This window comes from Bacillus sp. 2B09, from assembly GCF_003946835.1.
In the GTDB taxonomy this organism is placed as follows: domain Bacteria; phylum Bacillota; class Bacilli; order Bacillales; family Bacillaceae; genus Bacillus; species Bacillus altitudinis.
Window position 1 is genome coordinate 79,843 of record NZ_RPSG01000008.1, and the last position, 13,500, is coordinate 93,342.

General features: G+C 42.2%; 17 protein-coding genes. 8 read left to right on the top strand and 9 right to left on the bottom strand.

The genetic code is table 11. The features are described 5' to 3' along the window. Positions 1-49 precede the first annotated feature (49 nt). Together pdaA and EBQ12_RS15430 are read right to left on the bottom strand one after the other, a co-directional pair. Positions 50-841 carry a delta-lactam-biosynthetic de-N-acetylase gene (pdaA, locus tag EBQ12_RS15425; RefSeq protein WP_039168013.1) on the bottom strand — a complete coding sequence of 264 codons (792 nt, stop codon included), beginning with the start codon at positions 839-841 and terminating at the stop codon, positions 50-52. A 102-nt stretch (positions 842-943) separates the two neighbouring features. Further along, the gene (locus EBQ12_RS15430) at positions 944-1,135 is read right to left on the bottom strand and encodes an SE1561 family protein (protein WP_003218031.1); all 192 of its coding nucleotides are present in this window, start codon (positions 1,133-1,135) and stop codon (positions 944-946) included. 147 nt (positions 1,136-1,282) lie between these two features. Between EBQ12_RS15430 and yfkAB the strand changes: the two genes are divergently transcribed. The 4 genes from yfkAB (at position 1,283) to EBQ12_RS15450 (ending at position 4,602) form a co-directional block, all read left to right on the top strand. After that, the gene (yfkAB, locus tag EBQ12_RS15435; RefSeq protein ID WP_017358799.1) at positions 1,283-2,404 is read left to right on the top strand and encodes a radical SAM/CxCxxxxC motif protein YfkAB; all 1,122 of its coding nucleotides are present in this window, start codon (positions 1,283-1,285) and stop codon (positions 2,402-2,404) included. Between the two features lie 7 nt (positions 2,405-2,411). Then, a complete protein-coding gene (locus EBQ12_RS15440; protein ID WP_025206933.1) occupies positions 2,412-3,248 on the top strand; it encodes a mechanosensitive ion channel family protein in 837 nt (278 codons plus the stop codon). 91 nt (positions 3,249-3,339) lie between these two features. Further along, a complete protein-coding gene (locus EBQ12_RS15445; protein WP_224562626.1) occupies positions 3,340-3,750 on the top strand; it encodes a nuclear transport factor 2 family protein in 411 nt (136 codons plus the stop codon). A 132-nt stretch (positions 3,751-3,882) separates the two neighbouring features. Further along, positions 3,883-4,602: a YebC/PmpR family DNA-binding transcriptional regulator gene (locus EBQ12_RS15450; protein WP_007496614.1), complete on the top strand. Its 720-nt coding sequence runs from the start codon at positions 3,883-3,885 to the stop codon at positions 4,600-4,602. A gap of 374 nt (positions 4,603-4,976) precedes the next feature. Here the strand turns inward: EBQ12_RS15450 and EBQ12_RS15460 are convergent, their stop codons facing one another. The 3 genes from EBQ12_RS15460 to EBQ12_RS15470 all read right to left on the bottom strand — a co-directional run bounded on the left by EBQ12_RS15460 (position 4,977) and on the right by EBQ12_RS15470 (position 7,337). Further along, on the bottom strand, positions 4,977-5,759 hold the full coding sequence (locus tag EBQ12_RS15460) for a YfkD famly protein (RefSeq protein ID WP_017366830.1): 783 nt from the start codon (positions 5,757-5,759) through the stop codon (positions 4,977-4,979). A gap of 67 nt (positions 5,760-5,826) precedes the next feature. Next, on the bottom strand, positions 5,827-6,894 hold the full coding sequence (gene cax / locus EBQ12_RS15465; RefSeq protein ID WP_035391339.1) for a calcium/proton exchanger: 1,068 nt from the start codon (positions 6,892-6,894) through the stop codon (positions 5,827-5,829). Positions 6,895-6,959: 65 nt separating this feature from the next. Further along, positions 6,960-7,337: an OsmC family protein gene (locus tag EBQ12_RS15470; protein WP_058214339.1), complete on the bottom strand. Its 378-nt coding sequence runs from the start codon at positions 7,335-7,337 to the stop codon at positions 6,960-6,962. Positions 7,338-7,412: 75 nt separating this feature from the next. Here EBQ12_RS15470 and EBQ12_RS15475 point away from each other — a divergent pair, with 75 nt between their 5' ends. Beyond that, positions 7,413-8,576: an MFS transporter gene (locus EBQ12_RS15475; RefSeq protein ID WP_058214340.1), complete on the top strand. Its 1,164-nt coding sequence runs from the start codon at positions 7,413-7,415 to the stop codon at positions 8,574-8,576. 14 nt (positions 8,577-8,590) lie between these two features. Continuing rightward, the gene (locus EBQ12_RS15480) at positions 8,591-9,100 is read left to right on the top strand and encodes a GNAT family N-acetyltransferase (protein ID WP_125590574.1); all 510 of its coding nucleotides are present in this window, start codon (positions 8,591-8,593) and stop codon (positions 9,098-9,100) included. Positions 9,101-9,307: 207 nt separating this feature from the next. On the opposite strand, the gene EBQ12_RS15485 is transcribed toward EBQ12_RS15480, so the two are convergent. From EBQ12_RS15485 to EBQ12_RS15495, 3 genes are read right to left on the bottom strand one after another with little or no spacing between them, the layout of a single operon-like run. Beyond that, positions 9,308-10,126: a YihY/virulence factor BrkB family protein gene (locus tag EBQ12_RS15485; protein WP_125590576.1), complete on the bottom strand. Its 819-nt coding sequence runs from the start codon at positions 10,124-10,126 to the stop codon at positions 9,308-9,310. An 18-nt stretch (positions 10,127-10,144) separates the two neighbouring features. Then, the gene (locus EBQ12_RS15490; RefSeq protein ID WP_019743536.1) at positions 10,145-10,477 is read right to left on the bottom strand and encodes a hypothetical protein; all 333 of its coding nucleotides are present in this window, start codon (positions 10,475-10,477) and stop codon (positions 10,145-10,147) included. Between the two features lie 20 nt (positions 10,478-10,497). After that, positions 10,498-10,968: a low molecular weight protein-tyrosine-phosphatase gene (locus tag EBQ12_RS15495; protein WP_008341755.1), complete on the bottom strand. Its 471-nt coding sequence runs from the start codon at positions 10,966-10,968 to the stop codon at positions 10,498-10,500. Between the two features lie 174 nt (positions 10,969-11,142). On the opposite strand from EBQ12_RS15495, the gene EBQ12_RS15505 reads away from it, so the two are divergent. Together EBQ12_RS15505 and EBQ12_RS15510 are read left to right on the top strand one after the other, a co-directional pair. Beyond that, complete coding sequence (locus EBQ12_RS15505; RefSeq protein ID WP_007496593.1) at positions 11,143-12,498, top strand: alanine/glycine:cation symporter family protein; 1,356 nt, start codon at positions 11,143-11,145, stop codon at positions 12,496-12,498. Between the two features lie 75 nt (positions 12,499-12,573). Next, positions 12,574-12,789 (top strand): DUF1128 domain-containing protein, encoded by a 216-nt coding sequence (locus tag EBQ12_RS15510; protein WP_008341757.1) that lies wholly within the window; start codon positions 12,574-12,576, stop codon positions 12,787-12,789. A 107-nt stretch (positions 12,790-12,896) separates the two neighbouring features. Here the strand turns inward: EBQ12_RS15510 and EBQ12_RS15515 are convergent, their stop codons facing one another. After that, positions 12,897-13,415, bottom strand: coding sequence for a type 1 glutamine amidotransferase domain-containing protein (locus tag EBQ12_RS15515; protein WP_007496591.1), 519 nt, complete (start codon positions 13,413-13,415; stop codon positions 12,897-12,899). Positions 13,416-13,500 lie beyond the last annotated feature (85 nt).

The window sequence follows — 13,500 nt, forward strand, 5'->3', positions numbered from 1 at the left end:
CGAGGGTTTGGCTACACGCTGAAGCTTGCAGATATCTGCAAGCTTTTTTCTATAGCTGAGGAAGATGCCATACTTTTTCAAGCATGAGATCGTCTAAGCTTTTAAAGGTATATCCTTGTTTTTTTAAAGCAGTGATGGCATCATCAAGTGCCTCGGCATTGTCCCTTGAGACGGTATGAAGTAAGTAAATGGCACCCGGATGCGCCTGTTTCATCATTTGATTGTACGCATACTGTTTTCCTTTTTGATGGTGGATGTGCCAATCTACAAACGCTACTGACCAGAAAACGGTTTGGTAGCCAAGCTGTTTCGTTTCCTTTAGTACCCTTTCACTGAACACCCCGCGCGGTGGACGAAGGTAGAGATTATCTTGTTTTCCTGTGATTTTGTATACCGCTTCATTGACACGATCTAGCTCTTCTTTGATTTCTTTCGTGCTCTTTGTTGTTAAATCTGGATGGTGATAGGAATGGTTGCCAATAATATGACCTTCCTCTGCCATACGTTTGACGAGCTTAGGCTGGTCCTTTACGAAGTGCCCAGTCACAAAAAAGGTGCCCGGTACTTGATGTTTTTTCAGCACGTCCAAGATTTTGGGTGTGTACCCATTTTCATAGCCATTGTCGAATGTAAAATAAATCTCTTTCTTTTTCGTATTTCCTAAATAGAAAGCATCATATTTCTTTAAGAGTGTCGTCAGTTCCTTGCCGGCATCTGCTGGCTTGTGCTCTTTGCTTTTAGCAAATCCCCAATGAATCGGCTGATTAGACACGGCTTCTAAGTTTGAAAAAGGCATCGATACAAAAAGCGCACATAGACAGATCAGTATGCATTTTTTCATTTACGTCACTTCCCGGTTTTTCTTCTATTGTGCAGAATATACCGGGTACTCATACACTTTTTGACCTGCCAATTTAAAGAAAAAAGCCCGCATCAGCGCGAGCTATTCTTCCTTCCAATCGGTTTTAAACCGTTCATATTTCGCTTCCAGGTCGTCGATCATCTGGATGAGTCTGTCTATATCCTCAACGTCTGTGGATTCAGGATCTAATGAATCAATCACATTCATAAACATATCTAATCGGTTCTTTAAATAATCAACCTGCTGTTCTTTGCTGTCTGCTGCCTTGCCCATAGATACACTCCCTTTAGCATTTGTTTATAGCTTATCTTTTTTTCCTTTGTAAATCAATTGTGTCCCCTCTTGCGTATAACGGTGATGGGGCTTAAAATTAACTGTTGGCGGGTCTATGTTTGCCCGAATGAAAAGGAGATAGATACCATGAACCAAAAAACAGCACTTCGTCCGATTACACCTGCATTCGACCCTTGGGAAGCCTATCTCGATGTGCAGGATTACGGAGAAATGAAGCTGACAAATATTGAATTGACGACAACGACGTTGTGTAACATGAGATGTGAGCACTGTGCGGTTGGTTATACTTTGCAACCAAAAGATCCGAATGCACTGCCACTCGATTTACTGCTTCGCCGTTTAGATGAAGTACCGCTCTTGCGTTCCCTTAGCATCACAGGCGGAGAGCCGATGCTGTCTCTGAAATCTGTACGGGAATATGTCGTTCCTTTATTAAAGTATGCCCATGAACGCGGCGTCCGTACCCAAATTAATTCGAATTTAACACTTGATTTGGCTCGATATGAAGAGATTATTCCATACTTGGATGTCCTACACATTTCACATAACTGGGGAACAGTCGAAGAGTTTGCTACGGTTGGTTTTGCAATGATGGACCGAAAGCCAACCTTTGAGCAGCGCGAGAAATTGTTTAACCGCATGATTGAGAATAGTCAAGCACTTGTGAAAGCGGGTGTAACCGTATCTGCTGAAACGATGCTGAATAAGCGTACGCTTCCTTATATTGAACACATCCATCGTCAAATCGTGGACGAGATGAAATGCCAGCGTCACGAAGTTCATCCGATGTATCCAAGTGATTTTGCCAGCGCCCTTGAATCATTGTCACTTCCGCAAATGCGGGATGCGATTCATCAGTTGCTCGATGTTCGTGATGAGAACACATGGATGCTGTTTGGCACATTGCCATTTTATTCATGCAGCACAGATGAAGAAGACCAGCGCCTCTTGACTCGATTGCGTCAAGCGAAAAATGTGACAGTACGAAATGACCCTGATGGCCGTTCACGGTTGAATGTGAATATTTTTGATGGGAATATTATTGTGACAGACTTTGGCGATACACCGCCATTAGGAAATATTGAAACCGATACGTTGCAATCAGCTTATACACGCTGGATGAACACAAAATTGGCAAAAGAACTGAATTGTCATTGCCCAAGTGTGCAATGCCTTGGTCCAAATGTTCTTGTGAAAAACAGTTATTATCAAGATGTTGATTTTACTTCTCGTACAGCCAGGGGGTAACCGATAGATGGACGAAACATTTCTGACAGTGGTCAAGAACAAATACATTGAAATTCTCCTTGTTGGACTCATTCTTTGGCTTGCCGTCTTTATGATCAACAAAGCGCTTCAGATTTTCTTTAAACGAACTGAATTCATTGAAGATAAAAAGAAAAAAACGATTGAGAGCTTGGTCAAATCGGTTTCAAAGTATACAGCTTCCATATGTTTTGTCTTATATGTGATTTCTCTATTTTTTCATGACTTTGGGAAGATTCTTGCGGGGGCTGGTGTTGCTGGAATTGTCATTGGTTTTGGCGCTCAGACCTTGATTCGTGATATTTTAGCCGGCATCTTCCTCATTTATGAAAGGCAAATTCATAAAGGTGATTATGTGACGGTCAATAATCTTTTTAACGGAACCATTGAAGAAATTGGTCTCCGGTCTTTGCAAATTAGAGAATGGAGCGGCAAGCTTTTAACCATTTCAAACGGAGACATTCGTCAAATCCAAAACTACAATATGCACTACATGCGTATCACAGAGTCAGTCTTGATCAGCGCAAACCAAAATCCTGATATTGCTTTCAAGGCGCTAGAAACAGCATGTGATCAGTTAAATCAAATGCATCATGATTTACTGAAAAAAGATGAATTCCAAAACGCCATTGAACCTTTTCAGGTTCATGGCATTATGGGGCTCAATAAATTGAATCGCGGGATTGAGATCACCGTAAAAGGAATGGTCGAGGATGAAAAATACTTCGAAGCCGCCCTCGCTGTGCGAAAAGAAATGATCACACAACTTCATCAGCATGATGTGAAATTGCTTGAGGATCTCGTCTATCCACAGCCTGCAAAATAACCTCATTTGTGATGGGGTTATTTTTTTGATTGTTTTTAGTTAACCGGTTAATTATAATATTATATAGTTAACCAATTAACTAAAAGGAAGGATGTTTACATTGAGAAAAACTGAAGCGATTTTTTTTATTAAGCAAATGTATCAAGAGGTGTTAATCCAATTAGATATAGAAAAGGTGGAGACTTATTTTTCTTCAGATTATCAGCAAGTCACTGATGGAAAGGTCTCTTCCCTTGATGAATTTAAAAAACATCTCTCCACATTAAAAGTCATGACCAAACAGCTCGACATCCCCGCCTTTCATGATATGTTGTTTGATGAAGAGACTCAGCAAGGGTGTTTTCGTTACACTGTACATGTTGAGCTGTCCACAGGAGACCATGGTCTAATAGATGTGATGGCGTTATTTACTTTATTAGATGGTAGAATCATTCGGTGTGATGAGCTGACTAGACCGCATGAGAAAAATAAGACGCTTGAACAACTTGGACATATCAGCTAAGGAATTCTTTTCTTTTCAGCCGTCTTACTTCTATCCTCTTGACTGATTCATGTATAATAGAAAGCAGATTGATTTCATGCAGCATGGGGACCCTCATACTGTGTATTTACTAAGTGAAAGAGAGTGAATAAGATGGGTCGTAAATGGAACAACATTAAAGAAAAGAAAGCATCAAAGGATGCCAATACAAGTCGTATTTACGCAAAATTCGGGCGTGAAATCTATGTGGCTGCCAAGCAAGGTGAGCCAAATCCAGAATCAAACCAAGCACTTCGTTTTGTCCTAGAACGTGCAAAAACATATAGTGTCCCAAAACACATTGTGGACCGTGCAATTGAAAAAGCCAAAGGTGGCGCAGAAGAGAACTTCGATGAGCTGCGTTACGAAGGATTTGGTCCAAACGGATCAATGGTGATCGTTGATGCCCTGACCAATAACGTCAACCGCACAGCGTCTGATGTTCGTGCAGCATTTGGGAAAAACGGCGGAAATATGGGCGTCAGTGGATCTGTTGCTTACATGTTTGACCAAACAGCGGTGATCGGTGTCGAGGGGAAAAGTGAAGAAGAAACGCTTGAACTTTTAATGGAAGCAGACATTGATGTACGTGACATTATGGAAGAAGATGATACGGTGATCGTCTATGCTGAACCAGATCAATTCCATCAAGTTCAAGAAGCGTTCAAACAGGCAGGCGTAGAAGAATTTACTGTCGCCGAAATCACAATGCTGCCTCAAAACGAAGTGACATTAGATGATGAATCGAAAGCACAATTTGAAAAACTCATCGATGTATTAGAAGAGCTTGAAGACGTGCAGCAAGTTTATCATAATGTGGATTTAGGGGAATAATCAGCTAAGCCATCGTAGTTGTTGGATTCATTCAACTTCCGCGTTGGCTTTTTTATTGTCTAGGTAAGGTTTACGTTCTACTCAAGACCATGTAATATGAAGAAACAGTCGTTTCCACAAATAACCAAGGAGCTGAGTTTCATTTTTAAAACATGGTGGTTTTCGTATTATGGCTTTATGATCCTCCCTTTTATTGGCCTATGCTTAATTTTCAACAATTTGACGATATTCACTAAAGTCTTTCTCTTTCTTTTCTTTGTATGGTTTTTATATAACGCCTTTGATTTTTACATTCATGAAATGAAAAAGAAAAAAGATAGGACATCTTAATCAAAAAACAGTCATCTCCCCTTGGTAAGAGGAGATGACTGTTTTTAATTCATCCCTTGAAACCCAAACGTCAGGTGATCCTGAACAGGAATCCAAGCGCCAATTCCTTGTGAGGTCACGTTTTTCACGACGAGTTTGCGTTTATTTCCTTTGAGCACAAGATACACTTCTCCGTAAGTAACCTTTCCTTTTTCGTTAATGGCTGGAGCGTATGCATGCAGGGTTGCTGCTTTTTTCGGAGATACGTGGTAGGACTGATCTCGCTTTGTTCCTGCACCAATCACTGTGTCGAAGGCGAGCGGAAGTTTTGTTTTTTGGATGGCTTTTTGCATCATCAATGTTTTCACATCTTCTGGGTTTGGTACTTTTGCTGTGAGCCCTCCACTTACTTTTACTTGTTGCTTTTGCACATATTTGCCGATGGCTGTTTTGTTTCCGCCTCTATTATCAATGTGATTCGTGTTCACTTTTTTGTATTCCCAATTGGCGACGGTTTCGTTTGAATCATAGCTAAGTGCCCATCTTCCAAGAAAAATCGTTGCCCTGTAGCCAACTGCTAACGGTGTACCTGAGATACTGGATTCATTCAACATTTTAATCAAATGTGTATTTTCAATTGGTACACTTGTTGTTTTAAATAATTCGGCCGTCAGCTCGCTCGGCTGTAGCAGCGGTTGATCTTGTGACGCATTTGGATACGTATTTTCCTTTGAGATACTGGCGACAGACGATGGCACCTTAAACGGCTTTGCTGCCTCGGCTGGAAAACTGTATAGAAAACTTAAGGATAAGAGAACAACAAACATGATGCGGGGCATCTTTTTCATATCATCACTCTTTCTCATTCATTTTTCCATAGTATTTTCCCGAAAGACGTCCCTTATCCACAAAAGATTATAAAAGGAAAAATCCAATCGCCATAATGAAATAGGCAGCGAGCAATGTAGCACCTTCAAACCAGTTCGTATCCCCATCATTTGAAAGGATGACCGTCAGTAAAACAGAGGATGCCATGGCAATGAGCTCTGGTAATGAGAAGATCAGTGGCATTTGCTTTTCAAAAAACAGAGAGCTGATCACAAGGATCGGTGCGACCATCATGGCGACTTGAAGCGTAGAACCGAAAGCAATTTCGACCGCGACATCCATTTTGTTTTTATACGCCATAATGACGGCAGATGCGTGTTCTGCTGCATTACCGACAATCGCAACAATGATGACCCCGATAAACAGTTCACTCCAGCCAAACTGTTCTCCGACTGTGTCAAATGTATGGACGAGCCGCTCTGAAATATACGCCACAGCAATTGTCGCAAGGAGTAAAATCGCCGTGGCAAACTTCCCAGACCATTCTGGTGTCTCTTCTTCCGTCGCGGCTTCCCCTTCCGCAATTTCTTGCTTGGCAACATAAACACCTCTGTGGCTGACCAGTTTGAAATAGAGTGCTGCGACATAAAGCAAAATCATCACAATGCTAATGCCGATACTTAAAACAAATTGACGATCTTCTGCCATCCCCATGGAAAAGACTTCTGGAATGACAAATGCCACAATAATCGCAAACATAAGCAGCCCAGAGTTATGCCTTGCATCGTGGACGTTGAACTCTTGTCGTTTAAATTTCAATCCGCCAACGAAAAAAGACAGTCCAGCCACGAGCAGTAAATTGCCAATCACTGAGCCAGTGAGTGAAGCAAGGACAATGGCAGTGAGTCCTTGTTTTAATGCAAAAAATGAAATGATTAATTCCACTGCATTTCCAAAAGTAGCGTTTAACAAACCGCCAATTCTTGGTCCCGCTATAATGGCAAGACTCTCTGTCGCTCTTCCCATATAACTTGCAAGACCGATGATGGCGATACAATAGACGGCGAACATGACAGCCTGCGGGAAATGAAGAAAACTGCCAATCACAGATAATGGAACACCGATTGCGACAATCACTAGAAACAAACGATTCATACAGCCAATCTCCTTTACATCATATCTGACTGTTATTCTTTCGTGAGTGCCGGCATCATATACATTTAGATTCGTTCGTGTGAAAGGGTGATATCGATCGTTCCTTTCACGGATTGCACCATGGAACAATGCTTCAACGCAAGTTTCATTACTTTTTCCAGCTGTTCATCAGAGGTGCTGATGCTTTCAAAGATCATATGTAAATGAATATGAGTGATTTTGTTTACAGTTCCTTCTCTTGTCGTTTCAGGTGTAATGGTCAGCCCTTGATAGGATATTCGTTTTTTTCGGCATACATGAATGACCATTTCTCCAAAACAGCCCGCAATAGCCGAGGTGAACAATTGATACGGCCTGTATCCCGCTTCTTCATTTCCCGAAATAGACAGCTGCCTTTGATCAGCATTTGCGACCCACCGATCATTTTCGTATATCAGCTTCATTCCTTTTCCACCTTTCTATTGAAACCCCTATGGTTCCATTGTACGATGAAAGCATGAACTTGTAAGGAGCTTCTTATGTCGAGAATTCATTTTATGATTTTAATTTTACTTGTATCCGTATCTGGTTTTTCACAGGGAGCGTTACTGCCAGTTATTTCGATTATTTTCGAACATGCCGGCACTTCCCCGACGTTAAACGGACTGCATGCCACCGGTTTATATATCGGCGTGCTGCTTGCGTCTCCTTTTATGGAAGCGCCGCTGCGCCGCTTCGGATTTAAACCATTGATCGTCATTGGGGGCGCTGCTGTCTTTTTAAGTTTGTTTAGCTTTGTCTTTATTGAATCTTATGTCGTCTGGTTCTTCTTGCGGCTGATGATCGGCATCGGTGATCATATGCTTCATTTCTCCACACAGACGTGGGTAACCTATGCCTCATCATCTAGAAATCGCGGGCGAAATATTTCATTGTATGGGTTATCCTTTGGACTCGGTTTTGCCGCTGGCCCTTTTTTAACACCACTCATTGAAATCAATCCATCCTTGCCGTTTATTGTGTCTGGTGCAGTTAGTTTGTGTATTTGGCTGCTTGTGTTTGTTTTAAAAAATACATATCCTGATACAGGTGAGATGCAGACGTCAGAGCAGACAAATAGTTTGAAGCGCTTCAAGAAGGCGTTTCAATTTGGCTGGGTAGCGTTTATGATGCCGTTTTGCTATGGCTTTTTAGAAACGACGCTCAATAGTAACTTCCCTGTGTATGCGCTGAGAAGCGGGGTGACGATAGATGCTGTTGCGTTTATTTTACCTGCGTTTGCGATTGGGAGTATTGTTTTTCAGCTTCCTCTCGGGATGCTGAGTGACCATTTCGGCAGACGACGCATGATTTTAGTTGTGACACTCGTCGGTTCATTCTTTTTCCTTTTAGCAGGGATTTTCATTCAGTCCGTTTTGGCTGTTGCGATCTGTTTCTTTATCGCAGGTATGGCTGTAGGTTCGACCTTCTCACTTGGCATCAGTTATATGACGGACTTATTGCCAAAGCATCTGCTGCCTGCTGGGAATTTGATGTGCGGGATGGCGTTTAGTGCAGGAAGTATTCTCGGTCCGGTTCTTGGTGGATTCTTTGTGCAGACGTTCGAGGGCATGAATTTACTTTACCTTGTCAGCATTGTGATTTTATTTGTGTTTTGTTGTGTTCGATTTGGGAAGACGCTGGCAGTGGTTGAAAGTAACTAAATGGAGGATCTATTTTGTTTACATTTAACATTTCAGATGACTTAAAATTGGCGTGTTTACAAGTAGCCGATGCAGAGGCATTATTTGCACTTATCCAGCAGAATAAAGATCACTTGGGAGAGTGGCTACCATGGGTGAATCACTGTCATCGCATAGAAGATGTTCAATCATTTATTCAATCTGCCCGCGCTGCCTATGCTGAAAAAAAAGATATAGAAGCGGGTATCGTATTAAACGGTCAAATAATTGGGGTATTCCGCATGACGTTTCAGCATCGGATAGGCAATATTGGGTATTGGATTGGTGAAGATGCGCAAGGGCAAGGTATTGTGACCAAAACAGTGAAATGTATGACAGATGCCTTTGCTCCTGAAGTCGATGGATTTGAAATCTTTTGTCCTGTTGGGCATGTCAGAAGTGAACGTGTTGCGATGAAAGCAGGCTTTCAGCTCGATCCAAACTATCAGCCAAAGCCTGATGCAACTTTTCTCCTGAAGCGTTATATACGGAAATTGAATCATTAAAAACTCCCCTGCACCTATGCAGAGGAGTTTTTTCATCTAGTGATACCCATTTTGCCCATTCGCACTTCCGCTTGTTTTGTGCTTTGGCTGATGGCCTTTGTTTTGTTTTGTGTTGCTTCCGCCTTTTTTCGATTGTTTAGACATTCGGTATTCCCCCATCCGTAAAGATTGAACATGTTCGTTCTTCTTTAGGATGCCCGGTTTTCTTTACAGCTTGCCTGGTACGATTTTACGCTTATGTAAAAGCGCATTGAGCTCGCCGCCGAGGATGATCATAATGCCGGTTAAATAAAACCAGATCATTAATATTATGATTCCCCCAATGCTTCCGTACATCGCACTATAGTTGGCAAATTCGCCTACATAAAATGAGAACAGCATGCTGACGAGAATCCAGCCAACAGATGCAAATATGGCGCCTGGCAGCACAAATTTCAATTTCAGCCTGATGTTAGGGGCAAAATAATATAGGGATGTAAAAACAATCAGTAAAATCAGTGGACTAATAATCCATCTCATGGCGGTCCAAATGGTGAGAAACGCATCTGACTGCCCTACTAATTTGGTAACGAATAAACCAAGCTCTTTTCCAAAGACAGGCAGCATCAAGGCAAAAATAATCGTAAGCACCATCGCAATGGTTAAGATGATCGATGTTAAACGTACGAGAATGAAGGAACGATTTTCCTCAACTTCGTAAGCGTGGTTAAATGCTCTGACCACCGCATTAATGCCGTTTGATGCAGACCAGAGTGCCGCAATAATCCCGAATGACAACAATCCGCCGTTACGGTTATTCAGCGTCTCTTCGGCAATGGATTCAATCATTGATAGCGCTCCCTCTGGCGCATAACCAGAAATGACGCTTAGAACATCCTTTGATGTCAGCGGCAAATAACCAACAAGCGTCAGCACGAAGATGAGAAACGGAAATAATGAAAGCAAAAAGAAATACGCAAGCTCAGCTGATTTTGCCGGTCCTTCATGCAGCAAAAAGCGTCCTATTAACGCTTTAACAAAACCCATACGCCTCATCTCCAATGATCAATCTTTCTGTTTCTTTTGAAAGTGATCCTTTGTTTCTTCAATAATCTCTAATACCTTTGGTGTTGTTTCCTTTAACTGATTCACTTGTTCATTCAGAAAAGACAAATCATCTGAGACTGTTCTCATCAATTGCTTCGTTTCTTCCATTTTTTCCTTCACGCAAGCAGACATCCTGCCCGGCTCCAGGCGGTATTCATCCAGCTTTTGCTGGCAGTCATTCCATTTTTCTTTCAGTGCAGTTCTTGTTGGACGATGAAATAATGTCAGCAATATGCCGCAGGCTGCGCCTATAACAGCTCCCCGAAGCACGATTTGTTTGTTCTCTTCCATCTCATCTGATCTCCTTTCCGTCAAAGGTGTTTCTCTTTTTTTACATACGTCAAAAAACGATCAATTCCTGTTTCAATTAAATCATGTACTTCCTCAAAGTTCCCAGTGTAATAAGGATCTGGCACATCGTCTCGATCGTCGTCTTCTACAAAATCAAGAAGACGGCCAATAAAGTGATGTTTTCCATAGCCGGCTAAACTGCGGAGGGCGCCAACATTTTCAGCATCCATCGCAATGATATAGTCGTATGTGGTGATATCCTTATCCATGATTTGTCTTGCAGTCATTCCTTCATAGCTGATGCCCTTTTCATCAAGCAGCTTTCGTGTTCCTTCATGCGGAGGACTGCCTTGATGCCAGCCGCCAATGCCTGCTGAATCAATCACAAAGTGTTCACTCAGCCCTTCGTCTTCGACTCGTTTTCTAAACATCGCCTCTGCCATCGGTGACCTGCAAATATTGCCGAGGCACACAAATAATACATGAATCATCCTTCATTCTCCTCCTATCTTTTCCCTAAGAGTCCCATTGGAAAACCTTTTCTCTATCATATCAAGCCCTTTTTCTTTTGGAAACTTTGCAAGAAAAACTCCCATCGGCATTGACAAATTACACAAAAACAGGAGAAACTTTAGGAGAATTACACAAACAAAGGGGGACATTAGATGGGAATCATTGAGCAATTTGTCACGACGATGAACAATTTTTTGTGGGGGCCTCCCCTGTTAATTTTAATTGTTGGTACTGGAATCTACCTCACCTTTCGCGTTCTCTTCATTCAAATTAGATTACTTCCTTATTCTTTAAAGCTCGCTTTTTCAAAACAAGACAAAACATCAGAGGGAGATATCTCCCATTTCCAAGCATTAATGACGGCGCTTGCTGCAACTGTCGGTACAGGGAATATCGTCGGTGTTGCCTCAGCTGTCATTGCAGGTGGTCCTGGTGCAGTATTTTGGATGTGGTTTGCTGCATTTTTCGGGATGGCCACCAAGTTTGCAGAAGCTGTTCTTGCTGTAAAATACAGGGTCAAAAACGAAAAAGGCGAAATGTCTGGCGGACCTATGTATTATTTAGAGCATGGCTTAAAACAGAAATGGCTAGGGGTGCTATTTGCTGTTTTCGGTGCCAGTGCTGCCTTTGGGATCGGCAACCTGGTACAGTCTAATTCCATTTCAGGCGTCATGAATTCTACTTTTCAAATTCCAACATGGGTAACAGGTATCATCATTACCGCCTTTACGGCACTCGTGATTTTAGGCGGAATTAAAAGTATCGGCCGAGTGACATCTATTTTTGTACCAGTCATGGCTTTATTTTACGTCATTTGTGGGCTCATCATTCTTGTCATGAATGCTGATCTTGTTCCTGGCGCAGTCAGTCTTATTTTCTCAGATGCCTTTACAGGTCAAGCCGTGGCAGGTGGTGCGATTGGAACCGTTATTCGTTGGGGTGTCGCGCGAGGCGTCTTTTCCAATGAAGCTGGTCTTGGATCAGCACCAATTGCTGCTGCAGCTGCGAAAACGGATATGCCTGCCCGTCAAGCGCTCGTCTCTATGACGCAAGTGTTTATTGACACCATCATTGTTTGTTCTATCACTGGCATTACGATTGTCATGGCAGATATGTATTTAACAGAAAAAAGTGATGCGCTGACTTCGTTATCCTTTGCTCACTTCCTCGGTCCAGCTGGCTCAACCATCGTGGCAATCGGGCTGCTCCTGTTTGCCTATTCAACCATCATTGGCTGGTCCTATTATGGAGAGAAATGCTTTACATATTTGGCGAAGGATTCGTACGTCATGTATTACCGTATCGTGTTTGTGATAGCTGTCTTTTTCGGTGCCGTGTTTAAGAATGACTTCGTCTGGGGCGTAGCAGATATGCTCAATGGACTGATGGCCATTCCAAACTTAATTGGACTCATCGGTTTATCAGGTGTTGTGGTGTTTGAATCCAAACGAATCATTGATAAGATCAAAGAGGAGAAAAAGGAAAAAAACATTTCAGTGTCGTCATAATAGCCCTTTTATTCTTTTGCTTTTCTGTTAAAATAGACATATTATTCGACACATGCAGGAAAGGACGTGCCGCCCTTGTCACAGCAAAAAGCGGCTGAAGTCAATCAGCTGATTGAAGACATTTCGCAAAAGCTCAATATGCTGAATATTGGAGTCATCAAAGCCGAAGACTTCAGTCCAGATAAGTATGAAGATATTGAATTTCTTCACCAAATGGTGATGAAAAAATCTTCATTCAGCCCAAGTGAAATGCAAGCCATTGCAAGCGAGCTGAAAAGCTTAAGAAAATAATCGTGCACCTGATACTGAATTGCGGTTGACGCCGCTTTCTTATATCCATGCACAGAAAAAGCCAGCACCTCGCAAGGTGCTGGCTTTGTTTATCCTGTCAAAACTACTTATTTGGCGAGCAGTTTTAATGATTCACGGTTAAATGCTGGAATGTCATCAGGTGTACGGCTTGTGACAAGCTGATCCTGACAAACGACGACTTCTTCATCTTTGAATTTGGCGCCTGCGTTTTCCATATCTACTTGAATGGATGTATAGCCGGTCGCGCCTCTTCCTTCCAGCGTCTTCGCTGTAATAAGCAATTGCGGTCCATGACAGATCGCAAATACTGGTTTTTTCTCGTCCATAAAGGCTTTTGTGAATTGCACGTAGCGATCATCCGCACGCAGAATGTCTGGTGAGAAGCCGCCAGGAATCAGAAGTGCATCGAAGTCTTCTGGTTTCACGTTATCGATAGACGCATCGACTCTTACTTCTGCCTCTCCTTGCTTTCCTTTCACTGTTTTTCCTTTTTCGTTTTCAATGACTGTGATCTCATGGCCTGCGTCTTTAAAGGCTTTTGCAGGCTCGGTGAATTCAACATCCTCAAAGTAATCTGTTAAGACAACTGCAATTTTCTTACCCATGTAGAAACCCTCCTGCTTGATTATCGTTTACACTACACACTATACCCCCGCCAATTGAAATCAAACATCCTATCCCTATGAGAAA